The sequence below is a fragment of the Pseudomonas sp. TE3899 genome (assembly GCF_056279105.1).
In genome coordinates, this window is the sequence record NZ_JBWBQR010000001.1 from 500,643 (window position 1) to 518,148 (window position 17,506).

The 17,506-nt window shown below is 62.0% G+C and carries 15 protein-coding genes and 1 pseudogene; 8 read left to right on the forward strand and 8 right to left on the reverse strand.

Annotated features, from left to right (window positions below; translation table 11 throughout):
- Window positions 1-11 precede the first annotated feature (11 nt).
- The 4 genes and pseudogenes from ACZ89E_RS02225 to ACZ89E_RS02240 all read left to right on the forward strand — a co-directional run.
- Window positions 12-1,724, forward strand: coding sequence for a ShlB/FhaC/HecB family hemolysin secretion/activation protein (locus ACZ89E_RS02225; protein WP_476254749.1), 1,713 nt, complete (start codon window positions 12-14; stop codon window positions 1,722-1,724).
- A gap of 92 nt (window positions 1,725-1,816) precedes the next feature.
- Window positions 1,817-6,316, forward strand: coding sequence for a hemagglutinin repeat-containing protein (locus tag ACZ89E_RS02230; protein ID WP_476257006.1), 4,500 nt, complete (start codon window positions 1,817-1,819; stop codon window positions 6,314-6,316).
- Between the two features lie 252 nt (window positions 6,317-6,568).
- Complete coding sequence (locus tag ACZ89E_RS02235) at window positions 6,569-6,946, forward strand: c-type cytochrome (RefSeq protein ID WP_476254750.1); 378 nt, start codon at window positions 6,569-6,571, stop codon at window positions 6,944-6,946.
- 34 nt (window positions 6,947-6,980) lie between these two features.
- Window positions 6,981-7,169 (forward strand): annotated as a pseudogene (locus ACZ89E_RS02240) (hypothetical protein); the annotation flags it as partial.
- A 99-nt stretch (window positions 7,170-7,268) separates the two neighbouring features.
- On the opposite strand, the gene ACZ89E_RS02245 reads toward ACZ89E_RS02240, so the two are convergent.
- Window positions 7,269-8,420, reverse strand: coding sequence for an MFS transporter (locus ACZ89E_RS02245; RefSeq protein WP_476254751.1), 1,152 nt, complete (start codon window positions 8,418-8,420; stop codon window positions 7,269-7,271).
- Between the two features lie 137 nt (window positions 8,421-8,557).
- Window positions 8,558-8,809: a hypothetical protein gene (locus ACZ89E_RS02250; protein WP_476254752.1), complete on the reverse strand. Its 252-nt coding sequence runs from the start codon at window positions 8,807-8,809 to the stop codon at window positions 8,558-8,560.
- A 92-nt stretch (window positions 8,810-8,901) separates the two neighbouring features.
- Here ACZ89E_RS02250 and ACZ89E_RS02255 point away from each other — a divergent pair, with 92 nt between their 5' ends.
- Window positions 8,902-9,681, forward strand: a complete 780-nt coding sequence (locus ACZ89E_RS02255; RefSeq protein ID WP_476257007.1) for an AraC family transcriptional regulator — start codon at window positions 8,902-8,904, stop codon at window positions 9,679-9,681.
- A 45-nt stretch (window positions 9,682-9,726) separates the two neighbouring features.
- Complete coding sequence (locus ACZ89E_RS02260) at window positions 9,727-10,719, forward strand: diaminopimelate epimerase (RefSeq protein ID WP_476254753.1); 993 nt, start codon at window positions 9,727-9,729, stop codon at window positions 10,717-10,719.
- Between the two features lie 103 nt (window positions 10,720-10,822).
- Here the strand turns inward: ACZ89E_RS02260 and codA are convergent, their stop codons facing one another.
- From codA to ACZ89E_RS02290, 6 genes are all read right to left on the reverse strand, one after another.
- Complete coding sequence (codA, locus tag ACZ89E_RS02265; RefSeq protein WP_476254754.1) at window positions 10,823-12,067, reverse strand: cytosine deaminase; 1,245 nt, start codon at window positions 12,065-12,067, stop codon at window positions 10,823-10,825.
- 13 nt (window positions 12,068-12,080) lie between these two features.
- Window positions 12,081-13,352: a cytosine permease gene (gene codB / locus ACZ89E_RS02270; protein ID WP_149661326.1), complete on the reverse strand. Its 1,272-nt coding sequence runs from the start codon at window positions 13,350-13,352 to the stop codon at window positions 12,081-12,083.
- 286 nt (window positions 13,353-13,638) lie between these two features.
- Window positions 13,639-14,460 carry an alpha/beta fold hydrolase gene (locus ACZ89E_RS02275; RefSeq protein WP_149661327.1) on the reverse strand — a complete coding sequence of 274 codons (822 nt, stop codon included), beginning with the start codon at window positions 14,458-14,460 and terminating at the stop codon, window positions 13,639-13,641.
- A 111-nt stretch (window positions 14,461-14,571) separates the two neighbouring features.
- The gene (locus ACZ89E_RS02280; protein WP_463257983.1) at window positions 14,572-15,024 is read right to left on the reverse strand and encodes a GNAT family N-acetyltransferase; all 453 of its coding nucleotides are present in this window, start codon (window positions 15,022-15,024) and stop codon (window positions 14,572-14,574) included.
- A gap of 111 nt (window positions 15,025-15,135) precedes the next feature.
- A complete protein-coding gene (gene queD / locus ACZ89E_RS02285; RefSeq protein WP_123409926.1) occupies window positions 15,136-15,492 on the reverse strand; it encodes a 6-carboxytetrahydropterin synthase QueD in 357 nt (118 codons plus the stop codon).
- Between the two features lie 75 nt (window positions 15,493-15,567).
- Window positions 15,568-16,647, reverse strand: a complete 1,080-nt coding sequence (locus ACZ89E_RS02290; protein ID WP_476257008.1) for a patatin-like phospholipase family protein — start codon at window positions 16,645-16,647, stop codon at window positions 15,568-15,570.
- 243 nt (window positions 16,648-16,890) lie between these two features.
- Between ACZ89E_RS02290 and ACZ89E_RS02295 the strand changes: the two genes are divergently transcribed.
- Window positions 16,891-17,199 (forward strand): PepSY domain-containing protein, encoded by a 309-nt coding sequence (locus ACZ89E_RS02295; RefSeq protein ID WP_149661915.1) that lies wholly within the window; start codon window positions 16,891-16,893, stop codon window positions 17,197-17,199.
- Window positions 17,199-17,504, forward strand: a complete 306-nt coding sequence (locus tag ACZ89E_RS02300; protein ID WP_149661916.1) for a PepSY domain-containing protein — start codon at window positions 17,199-17,201, stop codon at window positions 17,502-17,504. Before ACZ89E_RS02295 ends, ACZ89E_RS02300 begins: the two co-directional genes overlap by 1 nt.
- Window positions 17,505-17,506: the final 2 nt, after the last annotated feature.

A 17,506-nucleotide genomic window follows, 5' to 3' on the forward strand; every position in this document is an offset into this window, starting at 1 on the left:
AAGGATGTTGAGTGCCGTATTCGTTTTGCGCTGTGCTGCGTCGTATGTGGGTGCCGGCTCTGCTGGCGAGTCTGGGTGTTTCGTCACTTCAGGCCGCAGAGCCCGCTGCGCCAGGCCAGGAAGTGTTGCGCCAGCAGCAACAGCAGCAGCGCGACCTGCAACAGCTGCAACTGGAACAACGCCGCCGGCAACTCGAACGCGGCAGCTTCGGTGCGCCGCCAGTCACGCCAGCGCTGCCCGCCCAAGTCACTCCGGATGAACGCTGCTGGCCCCTGAGCGGAACGCGCATCGGCGGCGTTACCCTGATCAGCAGCAAAAAGCTCAATGAACAGATCAAGCCGCAACTGTCGGCGTGCATGGGCGTCGGCCAGATCAATCATCTGCTGGCGACCATCACCGCGCTGTACGTGGACGCTGGTTATATCGCCAGCCGTCCATCGCTCAGCAGCGCGCCAGCGGCGGGACAATCGCTGGATATCGTGGTCGATGAAGGTTATATCGAGTCCATCGAACTGGCCGACCAGAGCCTGCCGGTGTCCCTCGGCGGCGCCTTCCCCGGCATGCTCGGCAAGCCGCTGAACCTGCGGGATCTGGAGCAGGGCCTGGACCAGTTGAACCGCCTGCGTTCGATAGACCTGACCGCCGACATCGCCCCCGGCAGCCAGCCCGGCGCCTCGCGGATCATCCTGCGTTCGCGCACCGGCGGCCAATCGCGCTGGGCCTTGGGCCTGGGGATGGACAACCTGGGCAGCGCCAGCACCGGGCGTGATCGCGACACCCTGAGCCTGAGCCTCGACAGCCCGTTGGAACTCAACGACTCCCTCAACCTCAGCGCCAGCGACACCCTCAACCAGGGCGATCGCTACAGCCGCAACGCCAGCCTGTATTACGCGATCCCCTACGGCTATTGGACCTGGAGCGTGTTCGCCAGCCACGCCGAATACCGTGCGCCGTTCAAACTCCCTCGCGTGACGTTTCACAGCACCGGCATCACCGACCAACTCAGCCTGCGCGCCGATCGGGTGTTGTGGCGCGACCAAAGTCGCCAACTAAGTGCAAACCTGCAACTGGCGCACAAGGACGTCGACAGTTATCTGGAGAATGTGCGCCTCGGCATCCAGAGCCCGACCCTGACCGTGGCCGAAGCCGGGTTGAACCTGTTCTGGCTCAACAGCGCGGTGTGGAACCTCGACGTGAATGTGGCCCAGGGCCTGCGCTGGCTCGGTGCCGATGACGACGCCAATCGCCAGGTCAACAACCAGCCCAAGTCACAGTTTCGCAAGTACCGCGCCGGCCTCAGCCAATGGCGCAATGGCCAGTTCGGCCGGCAGGCGTGGCAATGGCAGAGCCAGCTCAACGTGCAATACAGCCCCGATCCGCTGCCGGCCATCGAGCAACTGCTGGGCACCGACGATTCGGCGGTGCGCGGTTACCGGGTCAACAGCGCGTCCGGCGCCAGCGGCGCGATCTGGCGCAACACCTTGCGCCTGCCGTTACGCAACGATCTTGCGCTGCAAATCACCCCGCGCCTGGGCCTGGACAACGGCTGGATCAAGGCCGACCACGGCGCCCAGGGCCAACGCCTGAGCGGGGCCAGTGCCGGGGTCAACCTGGGCTGGAAAAACCTGCAAGTGGACGTCGATTATCAACACAGCCTCAACACCCCCCGCGGTTTGCAGCATGAGCCCGAGACCTGGCTGATGCGCGTGGGGTTGCAACTATGAATACCAGCAAACAGCCGTCGGACCTGTGCGCCACAACCACGGCCAACAACTCGGCGCGCCACGTGATGCCGCACTTTTATCGAGAGGTTTTTATGCCTGCACAGACATTTGCGTTCCATCTGTCCCCTCGGGGCAAACTGCGCTGGGCGATTGCCAGCCTGTTCCTGATCACCCATCTGCCGAGTGCCCTCGCCGGTGGCGTGGTGGTCGCGCCAGGTCCCGGCGGCACCGCGCAACTGCAAACCCAGGGTGGCGTGCCCATCGTCAATATCGTTGCGCCCAATGGTTCGGGCCTGTCGCATAACCAGTTTCTCGACTACAACGTCGACCGTCAGGGTTTGGTGTTGAACAACGCCTTGCAGGCCGGGCAATCCCAACTCGCCGGGCAACTGGCGGCCAACCCGCAACTCCAGGGCCAGGCCGCGAGCGTGATCCTCAACGAAGTGATCAGCCGCAACGCCTCGACCCTCAATGGCGCCCAGGAAATCTTCGGCAAGTCCGCCGATTACGTGTTGGCCAACCCCAACGGTATTTCGGTGAATGGGGGCAGCTTCATCAACACGCCGAACGCCAATCTGGTGGTCGGTCGCCCCGAGTTGAACGACGGCAAGCTGCAAGCCTTGAGCACCCGCGATGCCACGGGACAGTTGCAGATACAAGGTGCGGGCCTGCAAAACCGCGAAGGCTCGATCAACCTGATCGCTCCGCGCATCGACAGCCAGGGCAGCCTTACGGCCCGTGATCAACTCAATCTCACGGTGGGGCGCAATCAGGTGGATTACGCCAGCGGCCAGGTGAACACCGTGGACCCGGCCGGCAACACCGCCGACCAACGCATCGACGCCAGCCTGTTTGGCGCCATGCAGGCCGGGCGCATCAACATCGTCAGCACCGCCGAAGGCGCGGGTGTGCGGGTCGGCCCGGTGCAAGTGGCGGGTCGCGACGGCGTGCAGATTCGTTCTGCCGGTGACCTGAGCATCAGTGGCCAAGCGGTTCCGGACAGCCTCGACGTGGTGCGTGCCGGCGTGCGCAGCAGCCAGGGCGATGTCGCCCTGCACAGCGGCAAGGACTTGACCCTGGCCGCTGCCGACGTCAGCGGCCGCGACGTCAAGCTCGACGCCAAACGCAACCTGACCCTGAGCACCGTCGAAAGCCGCAAGCTGCAACAGACCCGCGAAAACTGGAACAACAGCACCATCGGCATCACCTGGGAAACCTACGATCGGACCCAGACTGACAGTGATTCGCGTCAACATGGCAGCCAGGTTCTCGCCAGTCGTGACGCAGTGTTGTCGTCCGGTGGCGACACCGAACTCAAAGCCGCCAAAGTTGAAGCGGCGAACAATCTGAGCGTCCAGAGCGGCGGCGATCTGCGCCTGAACGCCGCCACTGAAAGCCACACCACAACCGACCAGGGCAACCACCGCAAACACCTGTGGAAAGCCGACTGGAACAGCAGCAGCGAAGAGCAACGCAGTGTCACCAGCCAGTTGAAGGGCGGCAATATCGCCCTGGCCTCGGCGGCGTTGTTGCGTTCCGAAGGCGCGGCGTTGACCAGCAAGGGCGACATTGACCTCGCTGGCAAACAGGTCGAGATCACCAGCGCCAGCCGCACCCAGCGCACGAGTGACAACCGTTATTCCGGCGATCTGGTCGGTGGCGGTTTCTTCGGCAAGACCGGCGACGCCGATCAGGGCAAGACGCAGAATCAGGGCAGCAAGGTCAATGCCGCCGGCAAACTGATCGTCAAGGCCGACGACGTGCGCATCAGCGGCAGCCAGGTGCGCGGCGGCACCGAGGCCAGTGTGATCAGCGACAAGGGTTCGCTGGTCATCGATGGCGTGCAGGACACCTCCCACGCCAACAGCCACGACAAGGACAGCAAGTTCTTCGGCATCACCAAGGACGAATCCCGGCAGAACACGAAGGACAGCACCACGGTGCGCAGTGAACTGACCTCGGACAGCAACCTCAAGCTCAAGAGCGCCAAGGACATCGATGTGGCCGGCGCCACGGTCAAGGCTGACGGCACCCTGAGCGCGGAAGCGGCGGGGGATGTGACAGTGCATTCCACCCAGAACACCAGTGAGACCAGCAAGACCACCCAGACCCGTGGCTTCGACGCCTATGCCAGGGAAAATGCCCCGGGCGCCGGCCAGTACCGCGCCGGTGTGCATTACGAGGACAAGCAGCAAACCGTGACCCGCAACGATGTGAATCAGCAGGGCTCCAGCCTCAGCGGCGCCACGGTGCAACTGGCGGCGGGCGGTGACCTGACGCTCAAAGGCGCCGAGATCAAAGCCACTCATGGCGACACAACCCTGACCGGCAAAAACGTCTCGCTGCTGGCCGAGCAGGACAGCCACAAAACTACGACCGATAAAACCAGCACCGGCGGCGGCTTTTACTACACCGGTGGCCTCGATCGTGCGGGCAGTGGCATCGACTTCGCCCACACCACGTCGCAAGACACCACCGGTAAAACCACGGCGCAAACCACCGGTGTACAGAGCAGCGGCAACCTCAACATCAATACCGGCAAACTCACCACCGAGGGCGCACGCGTCGATGCCGGCAAAGGGCTGAATGTCGCGGCGGTCGAGGTCGATAATCGGGCTGCGAGCAACACCGACAGCAGCATGCATACAGAGAGCAACTGGTCCGCCGATATCGGCGCCAATGTCGAATACAAAGACATCGCCCGACCGATTGCTGGCGTGATCAAAGACGTGCTCAACGCCAAGGTGCCGGACAAGAATGCACTGGCCAATCTCGGGCAGCCGAATCTCGGCATCGACGTCGCCATCGGTCATCAGGAGGCCAGCCACACCGAGCAGAACACCAACGCCGTGGTCAGCCAGTTCAAGGGCGGCACCGTGGACGTGAAGGTCGACGGCACGTTGCAGGACCAAGGCACGCAGTACCAGGCGAGCGCGGGCAAGGTGAACATCAGCGCCGATTCCTTGGTGGCGAACGCCGCAAGCAACACTCACAGCAGCAGTGATCAGGCGCTGGACGCCAAGGCTGATGTGCGGGTCTACACCAAGACCAGTGAGGACGTGAACGTGGCCGCCAGCGGCGCGGGCGGCAGCAGTCAGACCCACAAGGACAACGCCACCGCTGTGGTCGGCGGCTATGCCGGCAGCGAAGGGGTGAACATCAACCTGCGTGGGAACGGTCAGTTCGAAGGCAGCCATTTCGATGGCGGGCAGGGCGGTGTTTCGATCAAGACTGGCGGTGAGCTGGCGTTGAACCAGGCCAACGACCGGCAGAGCAGCGACACCTCCAGCCTGCGTGGAAACGGCTCGCTGAATGTCGGTACGGCGCCCGGCACCAACGGCACCAATGTCGATCTGGGTGCGGGCTTCCAGCTTGATCACACTGGCAAGCAGACTCAGGACAGCCAGGCTCAGGTGGCGAGCATTCAGGGCAAGGGGCCGGTGCTGTTGAGCAGCGGCGGCGATCAAGTCCTGCAAGGGACAAAGGTCGACACCGTCGGCGGCATCGACCTGAAGGCCGGTGGCAAACTCGACCTGCAAGCGGCGACCGACACCCATACCGCCACAGGCAGCAATCTTGGCGGCGGGCTGAAGGCCGGTGGCAGCAAAACCAGCACTGAGAAAAGTGCTGATCAGGGCGGCAACCTCAGCGCCAATTTCAACATCGGCCGGGTCAACGAAAACACCCGGACTTTGACCGGTGGCCAGCTCAACAGCCAGGACAAGATCGCCCTCAGTGGCGATGCGATCCATCTGCAAGGCACCCAGGTCAGCGCCCCGAGCGTGAGCCTTGATGCGCAGAAGGGCGGGATCCATCAGGAGTCGGCGCAGTCCACGCAGAACCGTACTAACTGGAATCTCGCGCTCAATGCCGGCGGTAACCTGAGCAACAGCACACCGACGGTCGTGGATGAAAAGAACGTCGCCAAGAGTGATCACGGCTTCAATGCCGGGGCCAAGGTTGGCATTGATTACTTGCAAGGCACCACTCAGCAGAACAGCCTGATCAAGGCTGACAGCGTGGCATTGAACAGCGCTGGGGATGTGCATCTGGCAGGCGCGCGGATTGATGCGGCGAAGGTCAGTGGCAAGGTTGGCGGTGACTTGAGCATGGAAAGTCGTCAGGACAGCCAGACCCGCGCCAAGGTGGATATCGACCTGGGCGTGACTGGCAAGAAAGCAGCGCCTGCGGAGAAGGAAAACGTTGCCAAGGGCGGGACTGACTACAAGCCAACACTGAAGATCGACGGCGGTTACGAGCATAAAGACAGTGTCAGTCAGGCTTCCGGTATCAGTGGCACGCAAGGCGTTAACCTCAACGTCGGTGGCGCCACGCAGCTGACCGGTGCACGGATTGCTTCGACAGAAGGCCGGGTCGATCTGGGGGGCTCGAAAGTCAGTTCCACCGACCTGAGCAATCGCGACTACGGCGTAACGGCCGGTCTCGATCTGCCGGAGAAACCGAAAGCCGAGGGCAGCACACCCGAGGTTTCGCTTGTGGGTGAACACAGCGTCAAACTCGGCCCCGTGACAATCGGCGGTCATTACGACAGCCAGTCGCTACAGGCCGGGATTGACGAGGAAAATATCTAAGCACCACATCCCTGCTGCGACGCTCAAGCTCGGCTCACCTGGTTCGGTGGGTCGAGCTTTTCCTGCGCCCACAATCAGGTTACTTAGAAATAACGCGAGGGCGCGGTTCGCCGTTACGAAGTCTCTTCCAGTGAAGGCCTTGTCAATTTGATTTTTTGAATATTGACTTATCCAGAAGCAAATGCGAAAGAGTGGCACTTCTGGGGTTTGCCCTTGATTCAAATCTGATTTATCCAACAAGGTCATATGGAAATGAAAATAAACTTCATCGCTTTACTGGGAGTTTTATTACTTGTTCAAGCATCACAATCCTTTGCAGATAATCTCAATGGGAGGAATCTCTATTTACAGAGATGTTCCGTGTGCCATGGCGCAGATATCAAGGGGACAGGGCCATTGGCTAATAAAAGCAACCCACCAACACCTGATCTTACAACCTCCGTTTTCAAGAAACGGCTAAATGATTATCCGGGCGTTATTGTGTCCTCGGTAATACTCCGCCCCAATGGAAACTTGATTCCAAAAACGTTGCGGGAGAATGGGGTAAAGATACCGCCGCACGCCTGGAGCGTTAATGATCTGCGCGATTTACATGAATACATGAGTGGTTTGATTTCGCAAAAACGATGATCTGAGATGAGAGACGAGCACCGGCATCGACCCCCTGCGTTACGACGTCGATCGCTGGGCCTACAACATCGACGGTGTCGCCCAGTCCAAGCAGCACTCGCCGGGCGCCGGGGTGAAGAACGTGTTCGATTACCCGTACTTCACCCGTTCCAGCGACAACAATTCGGGCATATACGTGGGTGCGCCGCGCACATTCTTTGTGCAGGCCAGCGTCGGGTTCTAGTTCCCTGTGGCGAGGGGGCTTGCCCCCGTTCGGCTGCGAAGCAGTCGTAATTTCAGGGCCGCTGCGCGACCCAACAGGGGCAAGCCCCCTCGCCACAATTCAAACCTTCAGCACCTTCCCGCCAATCGCCACCGCCACCAGCAACACCGCCATCAACCCAAACGCAAAACTCAAACTGCTGCCATGGGCGATAAACCCGATCAGCGCAGGCCCGGCGAGGATCCCTGCGTAACCGAGGGTGGTGATGGCTGGCACGGCGATGCTTTCCGGCATGATGGTCTGTTTGCCCACCGCCGTGTACAGCACCGGCACGATGTTCGAACACCCAGCGCCCACCAGCGCATAGCCCACCAGCGCCGCCTCCCAGGTCGGTGCAAACGTCGCCAGCGCCAGGCCCACAGCGGCCGTCAGCCCGCCAAAGACCATCACCTTCGTCGCGCCCAGGCGCCGCACAATTGCATCCCCGGTCAAACGCCCGGCGGTCATGGTCAGTGCAAACGCCGCATAACCGAGCCCGGCATACGCCGTATCGATCCCGCGCTCGGACGCCAGGAATACCGCGCTCCAGTCGAGTACCGCGCCTTCGGTGAGGAACACGATGAAACACATCATGCCGATAAACAGCACGATGCCATGGGGCACGGCGAACGCCGGGCCGGAACTTTCACTGCCATAAGGCAAGAGATGCGGTACGGCTTTGAGCAAGGCCACGATCAGCATCACGACGACCACCAGCGTCGCGCCAAGCGGCGAAACCCCCAGGCCGAGCAAAGCGCTGACACCCGCCGCACCGACGATCCCGCCGAGGCTGAACAAGCCGTGGAAGCCCGACATCATGGTCTTGCCGCTGGCCCGCTCGACGATCACCGCTTGCAGGTTGACCGTCGAATCCACCGTGCCCAGCCCCGCGCCAAACATGAACAGCGCCGCGATCAACGCCGGAATCGACGACACCGTTGCCAACAAGGGCAGCGCCGCGCAGATCAGCAACACCCCGGCACTGACCACCCGGCGACAGCCAAACCGCGTGGCCAGAATCCCCGCCACCGGCATCGCAATAATCGACCCCACCCCCAGGCACAACAGCAGCAAACCGAGGGTCCCTTCATCCAGCCCGGCCCGCGCCTTGGCATACGGCACCAACGGCGCCCACGCGGCGATGCCGAAACCGGCGATGAAAAAGGCGATGCGGGTGGACATCTGTTCCAGGCGTCCGGGAACAAAGGCGGCTTGCGTGTTGAGGTTGGTCATATCGATCCTTGGCAAAAAACGTCGCGTACCCAAGGGACAGTGACTTACCGGTCAGGTTCGATCAGCGTCCGCAGCGGTTCGCGGTCAGGCAGGGCGACATCCTTGCACAGCCCGGCCCTCCATCGCGAGTGCGGGTGTCACTGGCCCTCGCACAATCGGCGCAGGTGTTCGTCGCGCACTTGCAGGATTTCGAACAATCCCAGCGCTTTTAGCGCGGGCAAAGCCTCGACGATGTCCTGCCTGGCCTGGCGCTGCTGTTCATCGCTGGCCTGTGGATTGGCGAGCATTCGCGCATTGATCAGAAACGCCCCGACCGTGCCTTTGCGCACCGTGGTGCCGTTGAATTGGCCTTGGTCGAGATCGTCGGGAAGCAGGTCTTCGGCGCGCATATCGGTGACTCCTGTTGAGTGAGTGTTCAGCCTAAAGTGTTGAATCTGGCTAAACTGCGTCATCCAGGTCATTCAATAACGTGAAACTGCCAATGGTTAAACCGCTGATCTCCACCGAACTGGCGCAGTCCTCGACCGCTGCGCGGGTGATTGCCGTCACGCTGGACAGCCCGGTCGAACGCCAAAGCGCCTTGCACCAACATGCCCGTGGCCAATTGCTCGGCGCGCGGCGTGGTTTGTTGTCGGTGGATGCGGCGGATCATCATTGGGTGGTGCCGGCCACCCATGCGGTGTGGATTCCGCCGGGCTGCCCGCACGGCTTGCGCTCCCATGGCCCGTTCCATGGCTGGAGCGTTTATGTGGCGGCGCCTGCCTGCTTCGGGTTACCGCAGCAACCTTGCATCATCGCCACTTCGGGATTGCTGCGCGAAGCCGTGGACCGCGCCGCGACGTGGGATGAGGGCGTACAGGATCAACGCCAAGCGCGCATCGCCCAACTCATCCTCGACGAAATCGCCGTCTCACCCGCCGAACCGTTTGGCCTGCCGCTGCCCCACGACCCGCGACTGCTGAGGATCACCCAGGCACTGGTCGACGACCTGGCCGACAACCGCTCACTGGAACAATGGGCGCAGTGGGGCGGATTATCGGCACGAACCCTGGCCCGACGCTTCGTCAGCGAAACCGGCTTCACCTTCAGCCAATGGCGCCAGCGCGCGCGGTTGTTGCGGGCGCTGGAGTTGCTGGCGGCAGGGGCGGCGGTGACGACAGTTGCGCTGGAGTTGGGATATGACAATGTCAGCGCGTTTATTGCGATGTTTCGCCGTACGTTTGGGGTGACGCCGGGGCGGTATTTCATCGACGGGCTTTGACGCCTACAGTACAGGCACTTTTCACGCTGACTTCAGGACCGATCCATGACGCCGTTTTACGATGCCCGGGGCAATATCTACGCGGTTGTAACGCCTGACGCGGTGCGTCACAGCGGTATCGATCTACCCGGACAGGCCAGCCGTGCCGCACAAACCCGCGAGCATTGGGCGTTATCGGCCATCGAGGCGTTCTGCGGCTGGGCGCCCGGCACACAGCCGCCCGGCAGCAAGGACCATCGCTGCGACGGCCTGCTGATCGGCCCGTTTCAAGCAGCACCGCCCTTTGACCTGCTGATCGTCAACACCGACGGCACCCTCGCCGAGCGCAGTGGCAACGGCTTGACGATTTTCTCTCAGTCGCTCAGTGAGCAAGGGTTGCTGCCGAGTGAAGAGGCCTGCGTGCTGCGGGTTCATCACGACAAAAACGATGCTGTTTCGCCGGTAGAAACGTCGGTGAAACCTGCCGAGATCGATGGCGTTCACGGGTTTTGGCTCGACCTCGGCAAACCCTCGTTCGGGCCGCAAGCGGTGGGCGCCCAAGGGGTTGAAAGCGTGACGTTGAACGAGCGCGACCTTAACCATGTGCAGCCATTGTCGGCGCTCAATCCAGCCTGGGCGCGCAGCCAGTTTGTGCGGATCGGCAATCCCCATTGCGTGACCTTGGTCGCTGAAGCCGAAGCACTGCCGAGCAACGCGAAAATGCGCGAACCGGCGTTATCCGAAGGACTGACCCGCATCGCCTACGCCACGCCGACCGGCACCGGGCACCCCTGTGCGGCGGGGGTGAATCTGCAATGGGCGGTGCTTGAATCCGAAGGACAAATCGTGGCCCGAGTGTTCGAACGCGGGGAAGGGCCGACCGCATCATCAGGCACCAGCGCCAGTGCGGTGGCGTGCGCGGCGTGGCGAGTGGGTTGGGTGAAGGCGGGCGAGGTGAAGGTGGTCATGCCCGGCGGCACAGCGCCGATTTTGTTGGAAGAGCAGGGCGGTGAATTGAGTCGGGTGAGTTTGTTCGGTGCGGCGCGGTTGATGGGGTGAGTTCAAGATCGCCTTCGCGGGCAAGCCTCGCTCCTACAAGTACAGCGTGATCCCCGAAGGAGCGAGGCTTGCCCGCGAAGAGGCCCGCCCAGTCAGCGAACATTCAGACCTGTTGCGGCCACTCCACCACCGGCATCTGCCGCTTCATCAACACCTCACCGCCGCGAATCGAATACAGCGGCAAGCCCTGGCTGCGAATCACTTCGTAATCGCTGTCCGCCGACAGGATCAGCAAGTTCGCCGGCCGCCCGCGCTCCAGTCCGTAGCTATCCCCCAGGGCCATGGCTTTGGCGCTGTTATCCGTCACCAAATCCAGTGCACTTTGCAGGTTGCGATAACCCAGCATGTGGCAGATGTGCAGACCGGCTTCGAGGACGCGCAGGATGTTGCCGTTGCCCAGTGGGTACCACGGGTCGACGATCGAGTCCTGGCCGAAACACACGTTCATGCCCGCTTCGAGCAACTCGTTGACCCGCGTGACGCCGCGGCGTTTCGGGAAGTTGTCGAAGCGGCCTTGCAGGTGAATGCTTTCGGTGGGGCAGGAGACGAAGCTGATGCCGGAATGCCCGAGCAGGCGGAACAGTTTGGCGCAATACGCATTGTCGTAAGAGCCCATGGCCGTGGTGTGGCTGGCCGTGACGCGCGAACCCATGTCGCGGCTGCGGGCTTCTTCGGCCAGGACTTCGAGGAAACGTGAGTGCGGGTCGTCGGTTTCGTCGCAATGCACGTCCACCAGGCAACCGGTGCGTTCGGCCAGGTCCATCAGGAACTTCACCGAGCTGACGCCTTGATCGCGGGTGTATTCGAAGTGCGGAATGCCGCCGACCACATCGGCGCCCATGCGAATCGCTTCCTCCATCAGCTCGCGGCCGTTGCGGTAGGACTCGATGCCTTCCTGGGGGAACGCGACGATTTGCAGGTCGATCAGGTGCCGGCTTTCCTCGCGCACTTCGAGCATCGCCTTGAGCGCGGTCAGGGTCGGGTCGGTGACGTCGACGTGGGTACGCACATGCTGGATGCCGTGGGCGGCCAGGGTCTGGATGGTTTTTTTGGCGCGAGTCTTGGTGTCTTCGAGGGTGATGGTGGCCTTGCGTTCGCCCCAGCATTCGATGCCTTCGAACAGCGTGCCGCTCATGTTCCAGCGCGGTTCGCCGGCGGTGAGGGTGGCGTCGAGGTGAATGTGCGGCTCGACGAAGGGCGGCACCACCAGGTTGCCGCCGGCGTCGAGGTCGTCGGGACCCAGGGTCGGGGCTTCGGTCTGCCGGGCGATGTTGCCGATCAGGCCGTTTTCCAGGTGCAACTCATGCAGGCCTTCTTGGTTGCGCAGGCGGGCGTTGATGATGTGCATCAGGCGAATCCTTTTAGAGATCTTGTAGTGGTGCATCGGCGGTGCGGACACCCAGCACGCCGGTCAATATCACATACGTTAGCGCGGCAGCAGCGATGCCTACCAGCGGCGCGACCCACGGCGAGCTGAAGGCGGCGACCGTGCCGAGCGCATAAGCGCTCAAACCGGGCCAATTGAACGCCGGCAGCCGGGCATCGGCCAGACGAGGATATTGACCGCGATATCGGAAGAAAAAGTCCGCCATGATCACCCCGCCGATCGGCGGAATCACTGTGCCCAGCAGGATCAGGTAGGGCACCAGCATGTCGTACATACCCAACGTTGCCAGCAGCGTGCCGATCACCGCGCCGGCCAGGGTCACGGTTTTGCGGCGCCCGGTACGCAGCAGGTTGCACCCGGCGACGGCGAAGTTGTAGATGGTGTTGTCCTGGGTGCTCCAGATATTGAGCAGCAACATCGCCATCGCCGCCATGGCGAAACCTTGCAACAACAGCACTTCGACCACGTCCGGCTGCTGATAGACGATGGCCCCGTAGGCGCCGATCAGCACCATCAGGCCATTGCCGATGAAAAAGCCGATCAGGCTCGCCAACACCGCCACCCGCGCCGAGCGCGAGAAGCGCGTCCAGTTAGTGGCCTGGGTCGCGCCGCTGACGAAGGTGCCGAACACCAAGGTAATGGCGGTCGACCAATCCAGCGTGCCGCTCGGCACCACAGCCAGCAAGCCGTCGAGCCCGCCGACCTTTACCGTGGCGACCCACATCGACAGCATCAGCAGCAACATCATCGCCGGCACCGCGATGTACGACAGAATCTCCAGCCCGCGATAACCGACATATGCCGTCGCGCAAAATGCCAGGCCGAACAACACCATCAGCCCGAGCACCGTGCCGTCGTCCAGCTCGAAATACTTGCCCAACACCACCGCCGCCGTGGCCGTGCCCCAGGCGTACCAGCCGATCTGGGTGAAACCGAGGATCAAGTCACTGAGCTTGCTGCCCACTTCACCGAAACAGAATCGGCCCATTAACACCGAGTTGAGGCCGCTCTTGAACGCGATGTAGCCCAGCCCTGCGGCGTAAATCCCCAGCAGCAGATTGCCGACGATGATCACCGCCATCATCTCGCCAAAACTGAACGCCACCCCGAGCTTGCCGCCGGCAAACATGGTTGCGGTAAAGAAAGTGAAACCCAGCAACACCATGGCCGTGGAGGCCAGGCCTTTGCGGGCGTGCATCGGGACTTCGCTGAGGGGGTAATCGTTACCAGGGGCGTTCTGCGTCATGGGGCGTTCCTTGCTGAGTGAGAGACGCGGATGAGGGTTGCAGTGGTCGTGCCAGGTGCGGGTGGTGGGGTTATTTATAGACCAGCGCCGGAGCGGGGGCGGGAAGGGAGTACGAAAGCAGTGCGAAGTCGTGAAGCTCGACACCGTAATGAGGCAGACACAAAACCTGTCTTTGATCGTTCCCACGCTCTGCGTGGGAATGCAGCCCGGGACGCTCCGCGTCCCAAATCGAGAGCTGGAACGCGGAGCGTCCCTTGAGGCATTCCCACGCAGAGCGTGGGAACGATCAAACTGAAAGCAGAAACCTCAGCAACGCCGCGACGATCGCTTCCGGCGCATCCTCCTGCACCAAATGCCCTGCATTCGGAACGGCCTGAAACCGCGACCCTGGAATCATTCCATGCAAGGCCCGCCCGCGTTCGATGGGAATCCACTGATCATCTTCCCCCCACAGGATCTGCACCGGGCAACGAATGGTCGGGTACAGCCCTTCGGCCTCAAGGGTGTAGCGCTCGTCCATCTGCGCGATCTGCCGATAGAACGCCGCTTGCCCTACATCACCGAGCCACGGCTGCACATACGGCGCCAGCTCAGAGTCGGGGATTTCGCGCTGGATCGCGCCGCGAATATAGGCAGGCACAATCACGCGCTGGATGTAATCGGGTAAACCGCTGAACGCCGCCTCATGCTGGCGCACGTGCTGCACGAACGGCGAGCCCCAGGGCGTGAGCGCCACCGGGTCGATCAGGGTCAGGCTGCGGTAGTTTTTGCCGTTGAGCAGATGCGCACGCAGGGCGGTGGCACCGCCGAAGTCGTGGGCCACCACATCCGGGCTGTCCAGGCCCCAGTGCTCGAGCAATTGCGTCAGCAGTTCGTTTTGTACACCCAGGGACACGTCGCCGTCGGGTTGCGCGGACTGCCCGTACCCCAGCAGATCGAAGTAATGCACGCGATGGGTGGCGATGAAATGCGGCGCGATCCGATGCCACACGCAGGAAGAAAATGGCGTGCCATGCACGAACACCAACGGCGGGCCGTCACCGCGTACGGCAAAGCGTACGGAATGCCCATTGAAGCGATAGGTCTGGGGCAGCGGCCAGTCAGTCATCGGGGGGGGCCTCTTGGCAGATGGGAGCCAAAAAGCATAGGCATAAAAAAACCACCGCTGAAGGTGGTTTTTGGACTAACTGACGAAACGCATAACGCGGTGTGCGACGGCTCAGCCCAACGTCTTGCGCATGTGCACCCGCCGTAAACCGTTCTCTTCGACCCGGTGGGTTTCGACATACCCCCGGCGCAGGTACAGCGCAATGTTTTCACTCATCGCTTCGTTGGTGTAGAGCCGAATGGACGGGTAACCCGCGTCGAGCGCATGGCGTTCGGCGAAGTCCAGCAACTGCCGGCCATAACCTTGCCCTTTGATCGCCGGGCTGACCGCGATGTTGTCCAGCAGCAAGTACTCTTCGGTGTCGATCAGCACCACGAAACCGCTGAGGTTCTTTTCATGGGCGAGGACATGGACGCGCCGGGCCAGCACTTGGCTGGCGTAGTCGTCCAGCATCGGCGCGGGTTTGCGGCCGATGCGTTCGATGTAAGGCGAGTAAGCCGCCTCGACGATGGCCTCGATCTGCGCGATGTCCTCAAGCGTAGCGGGGCGGATAAGCGGAGACATGGGACGGGTTCCTTTGGGCCAAGGATGGGGCCTGACTGTACTCGGCGTCAGCCTGAAACGACAGGCATAAAAAAACCACCGTCGCCGGTGGTTCTTTTCGATCAGGTGGTTTTACTCACCGTGATAGATGCAGCCGCTGGTGCAGGTTTCGTGGATACGAATCGCGCTCAGCTCCGGCAGCAGGGGCTTCAGCTCGGTCCAGATCCACTTGGCCAGCACTTCACTGGTCGGGTTTTCCAGGCCAGGAATGTCGTTCAAATAGTTGTGATCGAGGCGCTCGTAGAGCGGTTTGAAGATCGCCTTGATTTCCGAGAAGTCGCGGATCCAGCCGGTGTGCGGATCGAGGTCGCCGCTCAGGTGGATTGCCACCTTGAACGAGTGACCGTGCAAGCGACCGCACTTGTGGCCTTCCGGTACGTGTGGCAGGCGGTGGGCGGATTCGAACGTAAACTCTTTGAAGATTTCCACAGTGATTTTCAGCTCTGTCAGGTGGCGATCGCCGCGGCGATGTGGGCAGGCGGCGAGTTTACCAGTTTGTCCTGACTAAAGGGTCAGCAGGCGCTCGCCTAGGCGACCGCTGGCCGCCAGCTCCAGGAACTCGTCGCCCATGCGCCGGCTTTCATCCATCGCCGCGCGCCAGTATTTCTGCCGGCTCGGCGCATCGCCCATGAAGCGCTTGAAGTCGTTGCGGTCCGGCAATTTGCCGTAGGGCAGGCGCGCCAGGTAATCCTTCGACGGCGCCAGCAGCAGGACATCCTGCAACCGCGTCGAACAGGCGCGGCGCCACGGCAAAGTCTTGTCGAACCAGCCGGGAATCACCCGGTCGGTGAAGTGCGGATAGAGCACGATGTCGGTGCCGCTGTAGGGCAGGTCGAGGTGATAGTCCAGCAAGCCGCCGTCGCGGAACGTCCCGGCACCGGCACCCGGCAAATCGCGCACGCCTTCCATGACCATCGGGATCGAGCCTGAGGCAAGCAAGGCCTGGCGCAGGTTGCCGGCGTTCAGGGCGACGAAGCGCGACGGGAAGTCGTTCAGCGCATTGACCGGCGGCGCCAGGCGCGGGTCATGGATGATCAGCCGTTCGAAATGCTTCGACAGCCGCGCGCGGCCTCGCAGGTTGTCGGCGATCACCGATGACAGGCCCAGCCCGAGGCGGCCGCGATGATCTTGGGCGAGCAGGCCGTGGCTTTTGACCACCATGATGTTCAGTCGGTAATGGGCGTTGTCGAGGATCAAGGCATCGCGCCCGTCCAGCAGCTCATCGAGCATGCGCCGTGAGCTCTGGCTGATTTGCGCCATGGTCACGCCCTTGTCGAAGTTTTGCTCGGTGTACAGATGACCGAGGCGGCGAATGCCTTCGGCGGCATCCGGCAGACACGCGCTGGCGAACCGCCAGGAACCCACCGACGCACCAATCAACGAACGCTCCCGGGGCGCCGCCGGCAGCCATTCGCCGAACAGCGCCAGGTCCAGACCCTGAATCCCCAACGCCTTGGGCCCACCGGCCGCGCCCGGCAGCGTGCCGACGTCGGCAGCGTCCAGGCCGTTTTCACGAATCCGCGCAAAGGCCCGCGGGCCGGCCTTGAGGGTCAGGGAAGGGAACTTGATGTGGATAGCGGTCATACCGGTCTCGATGTCGGGCAAGCGGGGGATTATAGACATGTGTTCTATGACCTGTAGGAGCCAGGCTTGCCGGCGAAGGCGATTTCACGGACGCCTTCGCCGGCAAGCCTGGCTCCTGCAGGGTTTTGTGTTGGCCTGGTGTGCTGTGTTGTCATGACCAATGATGGCAATTCAGTTTCAATTAAGTTCGCCCCGTTAAGGTGCACGCCGTACGCAACACCTAAAAAAATACGGAGACACCCCATGAAAACCCTGACTGCCCTGTTCACCGCGTCCATCATCGCCATGACCGCCAGCCTGGCCCACGCCCGTGACCTGGGCCCCGACGAAGCCCTGAGACTGCGCGACGCTGGTACCATTGTGTCTTTCGAGAAGCTCAACGCCACCGCACTCACCAAACACCCCGGTTCCAAAATCACCGAAACCGAGCTGGAAGAAGAGTACGGCAAGTACATCTATCAGGTGGAAATGCGCGACCCGCAGGGCGTTGAGTGGGACCTGGAATTGGACGCTGTCAGCGGGCAGGTTCTCAAGGATCATCAGGATACGTAATGAAGGTGCTTTCATTTTCACGCATGGCGTTGGTGCTGCTGACGTTTTGCTCGGTTGTCGTGGCGCGCGACCTGGATCAGGACGAGGCGCTGCGCTTGCGGCAGCAGGGCGTGATCCTGCCGCTGGAGCAGCTGTTGCAGCAGGCGCTGGACCGCTATCCCGGCTCCAAATTGCTGGAAGCCGAGCTGGAAGAAAAACACGACGTCTACATTTATGAAGTCGAGCTGCTGACCACCGAGGGCGTGGTCCGTGAACTGGACATCGAGGCCGCAACCGGCCGTTTATTGAAAGACAAGGAAGATTGACC

Coding starts and splice junctions, on each gene's coding strand:
- ACZ89E_RS02230 (WP_476257006.1), top strand. CDS start 1,817: ATGCCTGCACAGACATTTGCGTTCCATCTGTCCCCTCGGGGCAAACTG.
- ACZ89E_RS02235 (WP_476254750.1), top strand. CDS start 6,569: ATGAAAATAAACTTCATCGCTTTACTGGGAGTTTTATTACTTGTTCAA.
- ACZ89E_RS02245 (WP_476254751.1), bottom strand. CDS start 8,420: ATGACCAACCTCAACACGCAAGCCGCCTTTGTTCCCGGACGCCTGGAA.
- ACZ89E_RS02250 (WP_476254752.1), bottom strand. CDS start 8,809: ATGCGCGCCGAAGACCTGCTTCCCGACGATCTCGACCAAGGCCAATTC.
- ACZ89E_RS02255 (WP_476257007.1), top strand. CDS start 8,902: ATGGTTAAACCGCTGATCTCCACCGAACTGGCGCAGTCCTCGACCGCT.
- ACZ89E_RS02260 (WP_476254753.1), top strand. CDS start 9,727: ATGACGCCGTTTTACGATGCCCGGGGCAATATCTACGCGGTTGTAACG.
- codA (WP_476254754.1), bottom strand. CDS start 12,067: ATGCACATCATCAACGCCCGCCTGCGCAACCAAGAAGGCCTGCATGAG.
- codB (WP_149661326.1), bottom strand. CDS start 13,352: ATGACGCAGAACGCCCCTGGTAACGATTACCCCCTCAGCGAAGTCCCG.
- ACZ89E_RS02275 (WP_149661327.1), bottom strand. CDS start 14,460: ATGACTGACTGGCCGCTGCCCCAGACCTATCGCTTCAATGGGCATTCC.
- ACZ89E_RS02280 (WP_463257983.1), bottom strand. CDS start 15,024: ATGTCTCCGCTTATCCGCCCCGCTACGCTTGAGGACATCGCGCAGATC.
- ACZ89E_RS02290 (WP_476257008.1), bottom strand. CDS start 16,647: ATGACCGCTATCCACATCAAGTTCCCTTCCCTGACCCTCAAGGCCGGC.
- ACZ89E_RS02295 (WP_149661915.1), top strand. CDS start 16,891: ATGAAAACCCTGACTGCCCTGTTCACCGCGTCCATCATCGCCATGACC.
- ACZ89E_RS02300 (WP_149661916.1), top strand. CDS start 17,199: ATGAAGGTGCTTTCATTTTCACGCATGGCGTTGGTGCTGCTGACGTTT.